17 protein-coding genes are annotated in these 15,278 nt (G+C 31.2%); 2 read left to right on the top strand and 15 right to left on the bottom strand.

Annotated elements, in window-relative coordinates:
- Positions 1 to 9: 9 nt before the first annotated feature.
- Both ACZ42F_RS03970 and speB read left to right on the top strand, forming a co-directional pair.
- On the top strand, positions 10 to 552 hold the full coding sequence (locus ACZ42F_RS03970) for a pyruvoyl-dependent arginine decarboxylase (protein ID WP_464279830.1): 543 nt from the start codon (positions 10 to 12) through the stop codon (positions 550 to 552).
- 38 nt (positions 553 to 590) lie between these two features.
- Positions 591 to 1,451: an agmatinase gene (gene speB / locus ACZ42F_RS03975; RefSeq protein WP_464279831.1), complete on the top strand. Its 861-nt coding sequence runs from the start codon at positions 591 to 593 to the stop codon at positions 1,449 to 1,451.
- A gap of 11 nt (positions 1,452 to 1,462) precedes the next feature.
- On the opposite strand, the gene ACZ42F_RS03980 is transcribed toward speB, so the two are convergent.
- From ACZ42F_RS03980 to dxs, 15 genes are all read right to left on the bottom strand, one after another.
- Positions 1,463 to 3,817, bottom strand: a complete 2,355-nt coding sequence (locus ACZ42F_RS03980) for an ATPase, T2SS/T4P/T4SS family (RefSeq protein WP_464279832.1) — start codon at positions 3,815 to 3,817, stop codon at positions 1,463 to 1,465.
- Between the two features lie 17 nt (positions 3,818 to 3,834).
- Positions 3,835 to 5,289 (bottom strand): hypothetical protein, encoded by a 1,455-nt coding sequence (locus ACZ42F_RS03985; protein WP_464279833.1) that lies wholly within the window; start codon positions 5,287 to 5,289, stop codon positions 3,835 to 3,837.
- A 13-nt stretch (positions 5,290 to 5,302) separates the two neighbouring features.
- Entirely contained in the window at positions 5,303 to 5,803 is a 501-nt protein-coding gene (locus ACZ42F_RS03990) for a cytochrome c3 family protein (protein ID WP_464279834.1), read from the bottom strand.
- Between the two features lie 4 nt (positions 5,804 to 5,807).
- Positions 5,808 to 6,674: a HAMP domain-containing protein gene (locus tag ACZ42F_RS03995; protein WP_464279835.1), complete on the bottom strand. Its 867-nt coding sequence runs from the start codon at positions 6,672 to 6,674 to the stop codon at positions 5,808 to 5,810.
- Between the two features lie 10 nt (positions 6,675 to 6,684).
- Entirely contained in the window at positions 6,685 to 7,440 is a 756-nt protein-coding gene (locus ACZ42F_RS04000; RefSeq protein ID WP_464279836.1) for a DUF4388 domain-containing protein, read from the bottom strand.
- An 11-nt stretch (positions 7,441 to 7,451) separates the two neighbouring features.
- Positions 7,452 to 7,781, bottom strand: a complete 330-nt coding sequence (locus ACZ42F_RS04005) for a hypothetical protein (protein WP_464279837.1) — start codon at positions 7,779 to 7,781, stop codon at positions 7,452 to 7,454.
- A 33-nt stretch (positions 7,782 to 7,814) separates the two neighbouring features.
- Complete coding sequence (locus tag ACZ42F_RS04010) at positions 7,815 to 8,720, bottom strand: hypothetical protein (RefSeq protein ID WP_464279838.1); 906 nt, start codon at positions 8,718 to 8,720, stop codon at positions 7,815 to 7,817.
- 3 nt (positions 8,721 to 8,723) lie between these two features.
- Complete coding sequence (locus tag ACZ42F_RS04015; protein ID WP_464279839.1) at positions 8,724 to 9,308, bottom strand: DUF4388 domain-containing protein; 585 nt, start codon at positions 9,306 to 9,308, stop codon at positions 8,724 to 8,726.
- Between the two features lie 3 nt (positions 9,309 to 9,311).
- Complete coding sequence (locus tag ACZ42F_RS04020; protein ID WP_464279840.1) at positions 9,312 to 9,692, bottom strand: hypothetical protein; 381 nt, start codon at positions 9,690 to 9,692, stop codon at positions 9,312 to 9,314.
- 77 nt (positions 9,693 to 9,769) lie between these two features.
- A complete protein-coding gene (locus tag ACZ42F_RS04025) occupies positions 9,770 to 10,318 on the bottom strand; it encodes a hypothetical protein (RefSeq protein WP_464279841.1) in 549 nt (182 codons plus the stop codon).
- A gap of 1 nt (position 10,319) precedes the next feature.
- Positions 10,320 to 10,958, bottom strand: a complete 639-nt coding sequence (locus tag ACZ42F_RS04030; protein ID WP_464279842.1) for a GTP-binding protein — start codon at positions 10,956 to 10,958, stop codon at positions 10,320 to 10,322.
- 4 nt (positions 10,959 to 10,962) lie between these two features.
- A complete protein-coding gene (locus ACZ42F_RS04035; RefSeq protein WP_464279843.1) occupies positions 10,963 to 11,349 on the bottom strand; it encodes a roadblock/LC7 domain-containing protein in 387 nt (128 codons plus the stop codon).
- 92 nt (positions 11,350 to 11,441) lie between these two features.
- Entirely contained in the window at positions 11,442 to 12,023 is a 582-nt protein-coding gene (locus ACZ42F_RS04040; protein WP_464279844.1) for a class IV adenylate cyclase, read from the bottom strand.
- A 4-nt stretch (positions 12,024 to 12,027) separates the two neighbouring features.
- Complete coding sequence (thiC, locus tag ACZ42F_RS04045; RefSeq protein WP_464279845.1) at positions 12,028 to 13,293, bottom strand: phosphomethylpyrimidine synthase ThiC; 1,266 nt, start codon at positions 13,291 to 13,293, stop codon at positions 12,028 to 12,030.
- A gap of 1 nt (position 13,294) precedes the next feature.
- Positions 13,295 to 15,181: a 1-deoxy-D-xylulose-5-phosphate synthase gene (gene dxs / locus ACZ42F_RS04050; RefSeq protein WP_464279846.1), complete on the bottom strand. Its 1,887-nt coding sequence runs from the start codon at positions 15,179 to 15,181 to the stop codon at positions 13,295 to 13,297.
- Positions 15,182 to 15,278: the final 97 nt, after the last annotated feature.

A 15,278-nucleotide genomic window follows, 5' to 3' on the forward strand; every position in this document is an offset into this window, starting at 1 on the left:
GGACCTTAAATGTTTGTACCAACGAAAGCATTTTTTACAACCGGAATAGGAAGACACAAAAACAAATTACAATCTTTTGAATTAGCTTTAAGAGATGCTCAAATAGAAAAACAAAATCTAGTATATGTTTCCAGTATTTTTCCACCTAATTGTGAATTAATCCCTTTAGAAGAAGGAGTTAAACTACTTTCTCCTGGACAAATAACTTTTTGTGTTATGTCTAGAAACTCTACCAATGAAAAAGGGAGGTTGGTAGGATCTGCTGTTGGTATTGCTTTACCTGCTGATAAAAATCAATATGGCTATATCTCTGAACATACTGCTTTTGGAGCAGACGAAAAAGAAATAGGTGATTTTGCGGAAGATTTAGCTTCTACTATGCTGGCTACAACTTTAGGTATTGAGTTTGATGTTAATAAAGACTATGATGAACGAAGAGAAATTTATCTTATGAGTGGAAAAATTGTTAGATCCTGGTCTGCTCCCTGCGTCACTACTGGAATAGGTGGGATGTGGACTACTACAATTTCAGCTGTAGTCTTTATACCCTAACGAATAGAGGGATTTATATGCAAAGTAAGTTCTTTGACTTGCCAGATTTTGCATCTTTAGAGAATAAGAAAAAAATCTGGGTACTTCCTGTTCCTTTTGAAGGAACTGTAAGTTATGGGACTGGAACTAAAAAGGGACCAGAAGCCATTATTGAGGCAAGCACTCAAATAGAGAGTTTTGATCCAGAACTTGCAATAAGTTTAGAAGAATATTGTTATTTTAAACTGTTACCAGAAATAAATAGAAATGTTCACGGAGTTGAATTTTTTTTAAAAGATATAGAAACTTTTTTACGAAACAACTTTGTTCCTCAAAATGATTTTATTTGCACTTTAGGAGGAGAACATTCTATAACTTTTCCTTTAGTAAAATTCTATAAACAAGCTTATAAAGACTTAGTAGTATTACAAATAGATGCACATGCGGATTTAAGAAATGAGTATGAAGGCAGTAAATACTCTCATGCCTGTGTTATGAATAGATGTTTAGAATTGGGCTGTGAAATTATACAAATCGGTATAAGAAGTGTATGTAAAGAAGAGTGGAACCTGATAAAAAACTCCCCCCGCATTACAACTTTTTTCCCTTGGGAAAATCTATCTCCTTCTCAAGTGGCTGAAAAATGTAAAGCAATTATCAGCAAAAGACCTCTCTATCTAACTTTTGACGCTGATGGCCTGGATCCAAGTATCATGCCTGGAGTTGGAACCCCAGAACCAGGTGGAATAAGTTATGAATGGTTTAAAACTTTTATAAGCGAACTTTGGCCTTTAAATTTAGTGGGGATGGACTTTTGTGAATTAGCACCTCAACCCTTTAGTGTACTATCTCAATCTGTAGCAGCAAAATGTATATTTAAAATATTGACCTCTTTTTTTTATAAACAAAAAAGAAAGTAATATTCAATAAACTATTTAATACAAACTCTTCTAACCTCTTTAATATCTGTTATACCTTGTAAACATTTTAACATGCCATCTTGTTTTAAAGTGTTCATACCTTCTTCCAGTGCTATTTTACGAATATCCTCAGTAGGAGCTTTCTTCTTAATAAGCTCTTGGATTTTATTATTATTAACTAATAATTCGTGAATACCAACTCGTCCTTTATAACCGGTATTTCCACAGTCATCACACCCTACAGGCCGATAAAAAATAAGATCTTCATCATAATTAATCCCAAGTTTTAAAAACTGTTCTCGTCCGTATTCATCCACAAACTCTTCAAATTCTTCTTGAGACGGATGATACCCTTCTTTACATTTAGGACACAATCTTCTCAGAAGTCTTTGAGCTAATACCCCTAAGAGAGAGTCTGCAAAGTTATGTGGATCTAATCCCATTTCCAGTAAGCGAGTAACTGTTTCAGGCGCACTGTTGGTATGTAAAGTAGAAAATACTAAGTGACCAGTAAGAGATGCCTCTATACCAGTAGAGGCAGTTTCTTCATCTCGCATTTCACCAATCATAATTACATCCGGGTCAGCACGCAGAAACGCTCTTAAAACTCTAGCAAATGTTAAGCCTATCTTGGGTTTAACTTCTACCTGTCTTAATCCTTCTTGCGTAATTTCTACAGGATCTTCAGCAGTCCAAATTTTTCTCTCCGGAGTGTTAATATAGCTTAAAGCTGAGTGTAAAGTAGTAGTTTTACCAGAACCCGTAGGTCCAACCACTAAAATAAGGCCATAAGGTTGAACAATAAGTTTCTTAAAATTTTCCATGTTTTCTTCAGTCATCCCCAGTTCAGGAAGAGCAAGAGGTTTACCTGCATGCAACAATCGCAGAACCACATCTTCATATCCACCTACAGTTGGTAAGGTAGCAACACGAAGCTCCAGTATAGTTTTTCCTTTTTGTTTAAACTTTATTTTTCCATCTTGAGGCAAACGCCTTTCTGCAATATCTAAATTGGACATTATTTTAATACGAGAAACAACAGGCTTAGCAAAGCTATTGGGAACTTCTGAATATTTTTGACAAACACCATCAATTCTAAAACGAATTATAGTCTTTTTTTTACCTGGAGAAGGTTCAATATGAATATCTGAAGCTTTTCTTTTATGAGCATCTAAAATAATCCTATTTACAAAACGAACAACCTTACTATCACTTTCTGATAAAAATACATCTTCTTTTTCTTCTATAGGTTCTACATCATCTTCAACTCCATCCACTAATTCATCTAAATCCATTTCAGATTCTTTAAGCTCAATCCTTAAGTGTTCAATCTTATCTCCTAAATAAAAATTAATAAAATCCAAGATATCTTCTTTTATAGATACAGCAAATTCTAAAATAAAGGACTCATCATAGCTATTTAATATAGCTTTTATGGTATCTGTTCTAGAAAAGTCATCTGGTTCATCTATAAGCACAATTATTTTGTTCTTCTTTTTTAATAACGGAAACCAAACATTATTTAATAGATAATCTTTTTTTAAGTTATGTATTAATTCTAAAGGAGGAGCATAACTCTTTTTAAATTCAAAAAAATCACAATCATAAAATAAAGCTAAAGATTTACCTACCTCTTCTTTAGGAATTTTAAAATCATGGATTAATATATATTCTACACTTTTACCTTCTTTATTTGCCTTCTTAATAGCTTCCTGAAGATCATCCTTAGAAATAAAAGTTTCTAGAATGTAGCTATATTTAGACCCCCCTTTAATCTTAGACGCTAATAGTCTTAATTTATCTTGAATAGTTTCTAAAACTTTTTGATTTTTAATATTTTTATAATAATCATATGCTTTTGAATATATACCTATTTTTTCTAATATTTTAGCTACTTCTAATCTTATAATATCTTTATATACATCTTTAACTTCATCATTTTTAAGTATCTCATCAAAAAATTTAACTACTTCTACTTTTTTCCCTAATCTTTGAAAACAATTGATAACTTTAGGAATTAATTCTACAGTTTTAAAATTAGATAAAATAAGATATTTATAGTCCTTTAAAGCATCTTCATAAATTCCAAGTTCAGTAAAAACTAATGCTCTTTCATAGATTTCATTAAGATTGCCTTCTTTAATTATTTTTTTTATCTTCGGAGAATCTTCATCTTTTTCTTCAATTTTTTTTAATAACCTTTCTACCTCCTTTTTTAAACTGATTAAAGACTTATCTTCACTATCATCATTTTCTAATCTTTTTTGTAAATCTAATAAAATATCCTTTGCATTGTCTAAAATTCCTTGCTCTATACAAATCTTTGCTTCCTTTAAGCGCACCTGGAAACTTTTATTAGGAGTCATAAAGACAACTCACCTTCCTATAATAAATTAGAAGAATAAGCATATCCAATTTTATCTATCTTATACTTATAGTCAAAAACATTATCCTCATCATTATCTTGCTTATCTTCTGGCAAGAAAAGCATATTTTTATATATATCTTTTACAAATAAAACTTTATAGGGATCTCCTTCTACTAAAATAGCATATTTAAATTTATCTACCAGCTCATCTGGATATTTATATACTTGAACTTCTAACTTCTTTAATTCTTTATCTTTTTTATCGCTTAAACTGCCTCGCATTTTCTTAGAAAGTTTAGAAAACAAACCACCCAATTCTTTTAAATTAAAACTTTCTTTACTATAAAGCTTTTTTGCTTTTGAAGGAGATACCTTATACATGTTTAAAATTAGTTCATCATCTAAAGCTATAATTTTATCTTTTAACTCAAACAAACGCACATAAGGATAAATATCTTTAGGAGCTTCCAATACCTTTTCTTCAATATCAAAACCATCTTCTTCTATTGCACTTTCTGGCTCCTTATCTAAATCAAAAACATCTTTACTTTCATCTTTTACTAGCTCTTCTTTTTCACTTACTTCTTCAATTTCAGCTTTTTCTTCTTCTATTTCTGGAGCAAAACTAATTTCACTATCCTCTTGTAAAAAGTCAAATTCTCTAGTTTTCGGAGAAGGCTTAGCGTCTAATGTTTTATCTGAAATAAACTCCTTTGCAAAAGTGCTTTCATTTTTAGAAATATTTAATTCTGACAAGCTATCTAATTTTTGCTCTAATTTATCAATAGCATCTTCAAATTTACGAAGCTTTTCTGTTATATATTTAAAATTTTCTTCAATTATCGTAGATAAATTATACTCTACTTGAGATACTACTTTTTTTACTATAGGAGTAATCACTTTAGTTAAATCTTCAGGAGTAACCTGCTTATCTACAGATACATTAGAGACTTCAGGAATTTTTTCTTTTACCTCTTCTGTTTCAACTTTACTATCAATAACTACAACTTCTTCTTTATTTTTCTCGGATAAATCATCCTTTTGAGCTTGAGTTACCTTACTTATAGCTTCTTTTAATCTAGCGTACTTTCTTTTTATTTCCTGAATATATTTCTTTTTTTCACTCTCATCTATTTCTGATGAATTATATTTAACAAAAAAATCTACTATATAAGCTAATACACTTAAGGTATCTGCAGGAGATTTTTCTTTAGCCAGCAATAAAAACTTAGCCACATTAGACATCATTAAAATAATGACTGAATTTATTTTATCTGTATATCTTGACTTTAAGTTTTGAAAAATCTCTAATAATTCTTTTATATCCTTGTCTGAATACTCCCAATCTAAGGCCAGTATTTTAGATTTTAAATTTAAAATTAAATCATCACTTCCTTTATTTTCTGAAAAAATATCATCAATTGCCGCAAAAGCTGCTTCTTCTATCTTTTTTACATCTAATTCAGACATATTTTTTCCCCTTTTAATAAAAACCTTCTACTTTTAAATTATGAATAATTTCAAACAGCTTATTGTCCTTTTTTTCTAGTTTCACCTGAATTCTTTTTTTCTCTTTGATTAAATCTTTCTCTTTAATATGACATCTATTACACTGACTAGTAGGCGTATCAGCACTTTCATATAACTCTTTTATCCTTTTATGACATCCCCAACATTTCATATGATAAGCATTCACAGCTTCTACTTTAGTTTTATTGTGACATTCAGCACAAGTTTTACTGTGTTCATCTGGAGTCCAAACATTTTTTCCATTTTTATAAATATGATGACAGGATTTACAACTTATCTGATACTCATTGGCATGAACTTCATGGGAAAAATAAACTGTAGGATAAGTATACTGTCCAAATTTACTCTTATAATAGCTATCTTCTATGGGGATTAAGCTAACTGGTTGCGCCTGTACAAAGCCAACTCCTAATAAGAGCAAAAGACTTAAAAAAATAATTATTTTTTTAAACATATTATTACCTCCTTTGAGAGCGACGCTGGAGGCGTTGAATAGCCTTTCTTAAGCTTACCTGCATCCTCCTCAAGGCATCAGCTAAATCTCCAATCTCATCTGTAGAGGTAATATCAATGGGAGTTTCCAATTCTCCCAAACTAATTCTCTCAGCTACTTCTGTTAAGTAAGTTATGGGCCTGGAAAGTCTTATACTAAAAAGTAAAGCCACTAAAATTACTATTAAACCTGTAGCAATTCCACCTATATGATATTGAAGCAAGAATTTATTTTTCTCCTCATTAAAAGCATACTTTAAATTATTTATAGGAGATTCTATTTCTTTATAGTCCACTCTACTAAAAACAAAAAGAGGAGAAGAAGCGATTTTAGCTATTACATAGTAATATTTTTCTCCTTTCTCTTCAACATATCCTCCCATAACCCCCTGTTTATCAGCCAAACTTAAAATTTGTTTTAATTTAAAATTTTTACTTATTTCTGAAGTTATATCTTGATCAATAAGTTTAGGATTAGGATGCAAAAAATATTTGTATTTATCTTTATCGCCATAAACAAGATAAGTAAAGCCTGTTTTTCCAAAAGTTTGAACACCAAAAGAAGTAAAAGAAGGATCAAACTGCAACAATTGAAGATCAAAATTCTCTTGAGTCATCATATTCATAGAAATAAAATGCTCTAAACTCTTTTTTATATCCAAAGTCTTTTGTTCTACTAATTGTTCATAGGCCTTTTCTATACTTTTACTACTTTCTGAAATGGCAACTTTACTAATTTCTTCAATATGATAAAAACCAGCTCCTCCAGCTAAAATCAAAGGAAATAAAGAAGTAAGTAAAAAAATTAAAATAAATTTCCACCTAATACTCATGAAATCCTCCTTACAATTTCTTTATTGTTGCTAACATTTTCTTTTGAAAGTCCAGTCTAACTTTAGGATTATCTATTTCCGAGGCTAATTTTTCAATTAAAAGAGGAAGTTTATTAATGGGAAATTTATCTACATCCTCTTCTAAATTATATATTTCATCTAAAATAATCTCCTTAGTCACAGGGCCTAAGGTTTTACTAAGCTCAGCACTTAAAGTAGACCAAAAAACACGTGGAGTATACTTGCGACTATTGACCTTATTTTCTTCTTTTTCTTCCCAAGTGTCTACCAACTCTATTATACCTTTGTCTTTTAATCCACTAACTATTTTTAACACTTCTTCTTTAGAATAAGCAGAAAGCTTAATTAAGTTATCTAAATTTATTTTATGCTGAGATAAGGCAAGTATTTTCCATTCTTTTGCACTAAAAGAAACCTCTCTTTCTTCAGCTATAAAGCGAATTTTTTTGTTTAGTTCCAGCATACTAGCCTCTTTTAATTTGTTTATGACAGTTAAAGTATCTATTGAAAAATCTTCTCTATTAATATTTTTATTATTAAAAAACTTATATTTTATATCTTTAAAGGCTATAATTTCTAACAAAGCATCAAAGCCTACTTTATTTAGATATTCAGCAGCATAAATATTTCCCTTATAAAAATAAACTCGACAATTTTTTTTAAAATCATCTCCATCACTTATAAACAAACAACCAGTATGTTTAGCATTAAAAAATATATTTAATATCTCAACTATACTTTTCATTAATTAATTAATTACCAAAACTTAAATTTTTTTATAAAACTATCATTATTTTTTAAATTTTCTTCTATGATTATATCTAATTCCATTTTTAGAATAGAAGTATCAACTTTATCACTAGCCCAAATAACTATATATTGTCTATTATTTAAAACTTCAATCATAAACAAATCAAATTCTGCTTTACATCCTAAAAACAGTTTTTCACTTTTCACTATTTCTTGACAATAGCTAACTACTTGATCCAGTTTGTCTTTAATCTCTTCATTTAAATCTAGAGCTATTTCACTAGAATATTTTCCATCTAAAACTAACCAAACCCCTTTTACTCCTTCAATCTCCATTATTTTTTTCAATATCTTATTCATATCTATAAACTATTTTAAAAAATTAAATTCCTTTAAACCATTATCTTCAATTATTTTCTGTAAATCTCTTACCTGTTGTTCAGAAAATTTATAATTATTAGCAATAGAATTTAATATAAAAGCAACTCCTTCTTTTACTTCTTGCCTATTAATAGTATCGTCAATATAAACTTTTCCATTTGAATATTCAAACTCTCCTGAAAAAGGGTCAATAAAAGGATACCTATTAGCTCCTGCTAAACACATCTTCTTTAAATTAAGAGTAAATTTTTTATCAATAGAATTAAGATAGTTAAATAAATCAGTTAACATTTTTTTGATTTTTTTGATTTGCTCTAATTCCGAAGCCAAACTAGTTTGTTCATTAAAGACAATTTTATATACATTAAAAACAGCTTCATTTATTGTTGGTATTAAATTTGACAACTGGGAAGTACCCCTAATAAACCGATTGTTTTCATTAGAAGATATCCCCAAAATATTTCCATTAAAAAAATAAATGTTTAGATGGTTTTTATTGTATTTTATGTTTAAAACTCCATTTAAACCTTCTGCTTTCAACTTATTAATTAATTTAACAGTATCAGTAAAATCAGTGCTTAAATTTTCGTAGAATATTTTACTATAATATAAATTTGACCAATAAATTAATTCATCTTCAGGCAACTTACATACATTTAAAACAAAATCGTTTTGAATATCTTGCAAAGTACAAGAATTAATCTCTTTATTTACACTAACTCCCTGATAAAAATTGCCCATTTCTAAAAATATAAAATTCTTTTTATTTGGAAAAATAAATTCTAAAAAACCATTAAATTCTTCTTTTTTTAAAAAAGATAAAAATTCATCTAATAAAATAAAGGAAGAATGGAGATTAACATAATAATAAGGAAAAATTGGTAGTCTCAGCACTAATTAAACCTCCTCCAATATTTGCTTAACCAGAGAATAAACCTCTTGAGGGTAAGCTTTTTCAAAAAATTTTATTTCTAAAATAGTTCCTTCTACAGGCAAAATAAAAATAAACCCTTTCTCGTTTTCCAGCCACATATATTTTACTTCACCAGAATCCACAAGGCCAGAAATGGTATTAAATATCTTAAAGATTTCTCTATATAAAAAAGAAAAATTTATACTCTTTACTCCCTTAATACGAGTTTTAATTAAATTAATTATTTGCTGTTGTTTTTCTTTAAGTTCATCCTTTTTTCTTACAGCTTCTAACAAGAGATATTCACAGGGAACCTCAATATTTCTTTCACTTTCCTGTACATTGGGATCAAAAGTAAAATCTCCTTCTTCTATATTCATCAATTGATAAAAGGCCTTTTCGCCACTTAAATTCCCCTTTTTAGACCAAACAATATCTCCTTTCCAAAAAAATATTTTTCCAATAACATAATTATCCTGATAAATGGTAAGCATTCCAGATTTACCATCTTGATGAAACATCTGGACCACACTAATTAAAGATACTGATCCCAGCTTACCTTTCAGCATCTATTAAAAACCTTCCCATTCTTCCTGTTGTTTTTGCCACATTTCTTTAGGATTCAAAATTTTAAAAGTAGAAGACCCACTTCTTAATATATCCCTTTCTACCTCCCCTTCTATTAAATTATTATCTATTTCTTCTGCAAAAATTACTCCCATTTTTTCTTCTCCCAAGTCAACCACCAAGGCCCATTTGGGATTTTTGCACATTTTAGAAATATGAAGGGGATAAATATTTAACTCTTTTGCCTGCTTAGCTGAATATTTACGTAACTCTCCTCTAGCATCTTTTACTGGAGAAGAAAAAGGAGACAAAAGCTGTTTTAGCTTAATAAAACTTTTCTTGGTAAGTTTTTTAGCTTTGTTTTTATTGATTTTAAATTGATTCAAAATATATTCATTATCTAGAACATAATAGTTATCTATTTTAACTTTAGCATAAAGACCTTTTCCACTAAAATATTCTTCTATTTCTTCCTCTCTTTTTCAATTACCTCAGCTTCTTTACTTATAATTCTATGTAGTATTCTTTGGTTTTCTTCAATTTTTATATTTATTTCATGTAATTTAGAAGATATAACCTCTTCAATGGTTTTTATCAGTTCACTGCTTTCAGCCTTACCTGTATTATTTTGTTTAGCTTTTTTATAAAAAGAAACCATTCTTTTTAAAATATTTTCATCTTTAGTATTTAAAAATTTATCAGTATTATTTTTTAAAAAGTAAAAAAGTTCAAAAATATTTCTATGAATAGATATCAAGACCAAAGAGTTTTTAATTACTTTTCTAAAATTCTCTAATTTTTTATCTTCAAATTGAAGCTTGCCTAAATCTTGAATCAAATTGTTAAGATCAGAAAATTCTCCTTTTTCCAAAAAAAGACAAACCTTTTTAAAAAGACTTTCTCTCTGTAAAAAGTTATCTTCTTGTGTGTCCTCTAAAAAATTGTCCAGATTAGACAATTCAGCTTCCAATCCTTCTAAATCTATTTCAAATTCTTCCATGCTCTTGGACATCTTATCCCCCAACAGCCAAATTATTAGCACTTATTTTATGTAACGCGTACTTTAAAGTAAGTCGAGAGGCCACTCTTAAGGTTTCAAAAACATTATATCCCTTAAGGGCACTGGCGGGAAAAGCAGGGGCATTATATTTTTTATTTAAATCATCCTGCATCTCTTCTATACTCAACAAAGGCACATCAGTCTCTAAATCTCTTTTATTCCATTGAAATACTAAAGGAATGTCTTCTAATTTTAAGTTATATTCCTGTAAATTTTCTTCTAAATTTTGCAAAGATTCTATGTTAGCTTCTTTTCTGCTAGACAAAGAGTCAGCCACAAAAACTATTCCATCGACTCCTTTTAATACCAACTTTCGAGTAGAATTATAAACAACTTGACCTGGAGTTGTATAAAGCTGGATTTTTAAATCCAAACCTTGAACCTTTCCCAACTCCAAAGGGAAAAAATCGAAATACAAAGTTCTTTCACCTTTAGTATCAATGGAAATAAGCTTACTGGTTAAAGAGTTACCCATCTTTTCGTTTAATCTATTATAAATATAGACTAAATTAGTCGTTTTCCCACTTCTCCCTGGTCCATAATAGACAAGTTTTACCTGAATAATCTTTTCTTTAAAATTTATAAGGGCCATCTTTCTACCCTTTTAGAAAATTTTGAATCTCTTTTTTTATAGCATCAGTTTTCAGTCTCAGCAACCCTAAAGAAACATAAGGTTTAAACAAAACAATGAGGAGTACATCTGAAGTAATATGGGTAAAATGAATATTTTCATTTTCTCCTCGATGAAAAAGTAAAGAAAATTCTTTTTCACCTATAAGCTTTGCAATTTCTCTAGTAGCAGCAAAATTGGCAGCGGATAAAACAGCCAGGGAGGTAGCATCAACCTTTGCCTTTCCAGAACTACAAATAAGATTTCCAGCTAAATCTGTGAGCAAAGCATAGGTGGCTCCACCTTCTTCTATTAGCTTATCTAAAATGGTCTCCAGTTCTTCCACATCTTCTTTTTTTAAAATCAAATCCATCCCACCCTCCTCTCAAAAATATGACTATTAAAAAATTAGGAACTCTTTTACCTATTTCTCCTTCCTATGTAAAGAAACAAATGCAAAATCTCCTAAAAATCAAAAAATTTTTGTTGAAAATACGCCTTTTCCTGAGAATTAAAAACAAGTCGTTGCTCTTTGGATTTTTTAGAAAGTGTAAAATAATTGTCAATAATAGCGTTTTCCCAGGAAAAGCCCAGATTTTTTGCCACTGTCTTTAGATTTTTACCTTCTAATTCTAAAAAAAAGCCAAAGGGAAGTATATCTAAACACACAAGGACTTCTTGTATCTTCCAGATTGTACGAAACTTTTCATAACTAAAGCTAACTCTAAACCCAAGCTCTTTAAAAATATCCTGCATGGAAACAAAATCACTTACTTCAACCTCTAACTCCCATTTCTCTTTAAATTCAGAAGAACTGTTTTGAACAGGCAATTTTAACGTAATCCTGGCTTTTTTATCCTGCCTTAACCTCAAAAGTACTCCTTTTTTTTGAAGGCTGCCCTTAAAATCATCTAAAACCAAATTTTTTTCAAAAAACCAAGATACTATTTCTTGCCCCTGTTTTCTAAGAAGTTGTAATATTTTTTCTAACTCTTCAAAATTATTAAGTTTAAATTTTACTTCTCGTTCTAAATATCTATTACTCATCTCACTATCTAAGCATCTTTACAGCGCAAAACTCTCCGCACATAGCACATTCTTCCTTATCCTCAAAATTAGATCTTCGGAAACATACCATTTCTCTATCCAAGGCAAGGTCTTTTATCTTCTCCCAATCAAGTTCTTTTCTAGCCTTAGATATGGCATAATTTCTTTTTTGAGCTGGTCTTCTACCCAGGGCAATTTCTGCACTACTAGCTGCAATCAAAGAAGCTATAATTCCTTCACGCACATCATCTAAAGAGGGTAAGGTTAAGTGTTCTGCTGGAGTCAAATAACAAAGAAAATCTGCCCCATTTAAGGCAGCCAATGCCCCTCCTATTGCTCCGGCAATATGGTCATAACCAGGAGCAATATCAGTGGGTAAAGGCCCTAACACATATAAAGGTGCATGATGACAAAGGCGCTTCATTACTTTTACCTGCTCTGCAATATAGTTTAAAGGAACATGCCCAGGTCCTTCAATCATCACCTGCACGCCCTCTTTCCAGGCCTCTAGGGTAAGCTCAGATAGAGTAATTACCTCTTCCCATTGCGCACTATCTCCGGCATCATCTCCAGCTCCCGGACGCATACCATCTCCTAAACTTAAAGTTAAATTGTATTTTTTAGCCAACTTTAAAATATCACCATAGTTTTCCAATAAGGGATTCTCTTTTTTATTTTTTAAAATCCATCTGGCCAGAATAGACCCTCCCCTACTCACAATCCCCAGGACTCTATCTTCCTTTTCAGCCAGCAATACGGCTCGCTCACTCACTCCACAGTGTAAAGTCATAAAGGAAACACCTTGTTCTGCCTGTTTTTCAATCTCTTCCAAAAGTTCGCTCCAGCTAAACTGAGATGGATCCTCGCCTTTGGCTATATATTTTTGGGCTACAGCATAAATGGGAACAGTACCAACTGGCAAAGAAGATTTCTCTAAAATCGCTTTTCTTATTTCATCTAAATTACCAGCTGTGGATAAATCCATCAAAGTATGAGCGCCAAAATGCTTAGCATATTCTACCTTTTCTAATTCAAGTTTTAAGTCATTGACAAACGGAGAAGTTCCAATATTGGCATTTACTTTAATACTACTAGGTTGACCAATCAACAAGGGTTTAATTTTATGTTTAGGATTGGCTAATAGTACCATCTGTCCTTGACTTAGCTTTTTAACAATCAAATCCTTAGCTAAATCTTCGGTCTGAGCTAAAAAATCTAAATTTTCTTCTAAAATATTTTTTAATAAAGTGTTTTTTTGCAAAATATCCATTTTATCTCCTTAAAAAAGCTAAAATTTTTTCTTTTATAGACGATTTATCTATTCCATATTTTTCTCTTAATTTATTAACATTACCATGTTCAATAAACATATCTGGAAGTCCAATTCTTTTTACTTTTATCTTATCTAAACAATCATTTTCCTCTAAAAATTCTAAGATAGCGCTTCCACATCCACCTTGCAATGTATTTTCTTCAACTATAATAATTTTATCATAATTTTTAATCATATCTAATAAAGATTTACTTAAGGGTTTTACAAAAATTAAGTTATATAAACCTATTGAAAACTCTTTAATTTCTTCTATAGCTTCTAAAGCAGGATACACCCTACTTCCAATAGCCAGTACTAGCGCATCCTGCCCTGCCCGTAAGAGTTCTCCTTGACCAAGGGGAAGGGTTCTAAATTCTTTTAACAAAGCAACTCCACTTCCCACTCCTCTGGGATAACGTAAAGCAAAGGGCTTATTAGCTTGTAAAGCAGTGTACAAAAGCAATTGCAATTCTGCTTCATCCTTGGGAGCACTAACTACCAGGTTGGGGATATGCCTCAAATAAGAAAAGTCAAAAGCCCCATGATGAGTAGGCCCATCTTCTCCTACCAAGCCACCCCGATCCAAACAAAAAACAACTGGTAGATTTTGCAAACAAACATCATGCACTATCTGGTCATAAGCCCTTTGTAAAAAAGTAGAATAAATGGCTACCACTGGCTTAAACCCTTCTTTGGCCAAACCAGCAGCAAAAGTAACTGCGTGTTGTTCACATATTCCCACATCAAAAAAACGCTCTGGAAATTGTTCAGCAAAAAAAGAAAGCCCTGTACCCTCGGGCATAGCAGCAGTTATGGCTACAATCCTGGAGTCTTCTTTGGCCAATTGACATAAAGTCCTGCCAAAAACTTCGGTATAAGTGGGTAAACTACAGGCAGCTATTTTTTTCGCCTTGCCTGTTTCTGGTTCAAAACAGCCAACGCCATGAAAATAGGTTGGATTTTTTTCTGCAGGTGCATATCCCTTACCTTTTTTGGTCAGGACATGCACCAGAACAGGAATGTTTAATTCCTTTACCTCTTCAAAAACAGTAATTAATTTCTTTAGATTGTGCCCATCTACAGGCCCAATATAATTAAATTTAAAGGCTTCAAACAAAATCCCAGGAGTAAAAAAACTCTTTAAGGCCTCTTCACTTCTCTTAGCATAGGTTAAAATATCTTCTCCAATCCTGGGAATTTGTTTTATGAAACTTTCAAAATCCCGTTTAAATTTTATCATCCAGCGAGAGGAAAGTTTACGACTTAAAAAAGAAGACAAGGCTCCTACATTCTTGGATATGGACATTTCATTGTCATTTAAAATCACCACCAGATCCTTATCCAACCCCCCAGCCTGATTTAACCCTTCATAAGCCAGCCCAGCAGTCATGGAGCCATCACCAATAATTGCCAGTACTTTATTTTTCTTCCCCAATAAATCTCTGGCCACTGCCATTCCCAACCCAGCAGAAATAGAAGTACTGGAGTGCCCTACTGCAAAATGATCAAAAGGACTTTCTTCTGGTTTGGGAAAACCACTAATTCCTCCCATCTGTCTTAAAGTGGGAAAACTATCTTTTCTGCCAGTAAGGATTTTATAGGCATAGGCCTGATGCCCCACATCCCAGATAAATTTATCTTCTCTGGGATCAAAAACATGCAATAAAGCCAAAGTTAACTCCACTACGCCCAAAGAAGGAGCTAGATGTCCTCCATTGCGGGCCACAACCTTAATAATCAAATCCCGTATCTCTTGAGCCAAAAAAGTGAGCTCTTCTAAACTTAATTCTTTTACTAGCTGAGGATTGGTTATTTTTTCTAAAATACTTTTTTCTAATTTTTCCAAACCTTCTTCTCCTTATAATAGCCTAAAATAACAGACAATTTTCTCTCTTGCTTTTTAAAACAATAAAAACTAATAAAAATAGTTTACACTTCACTTT

Source organism: Desulfonauticus autotrophicus (assembly GCF_055381725.1).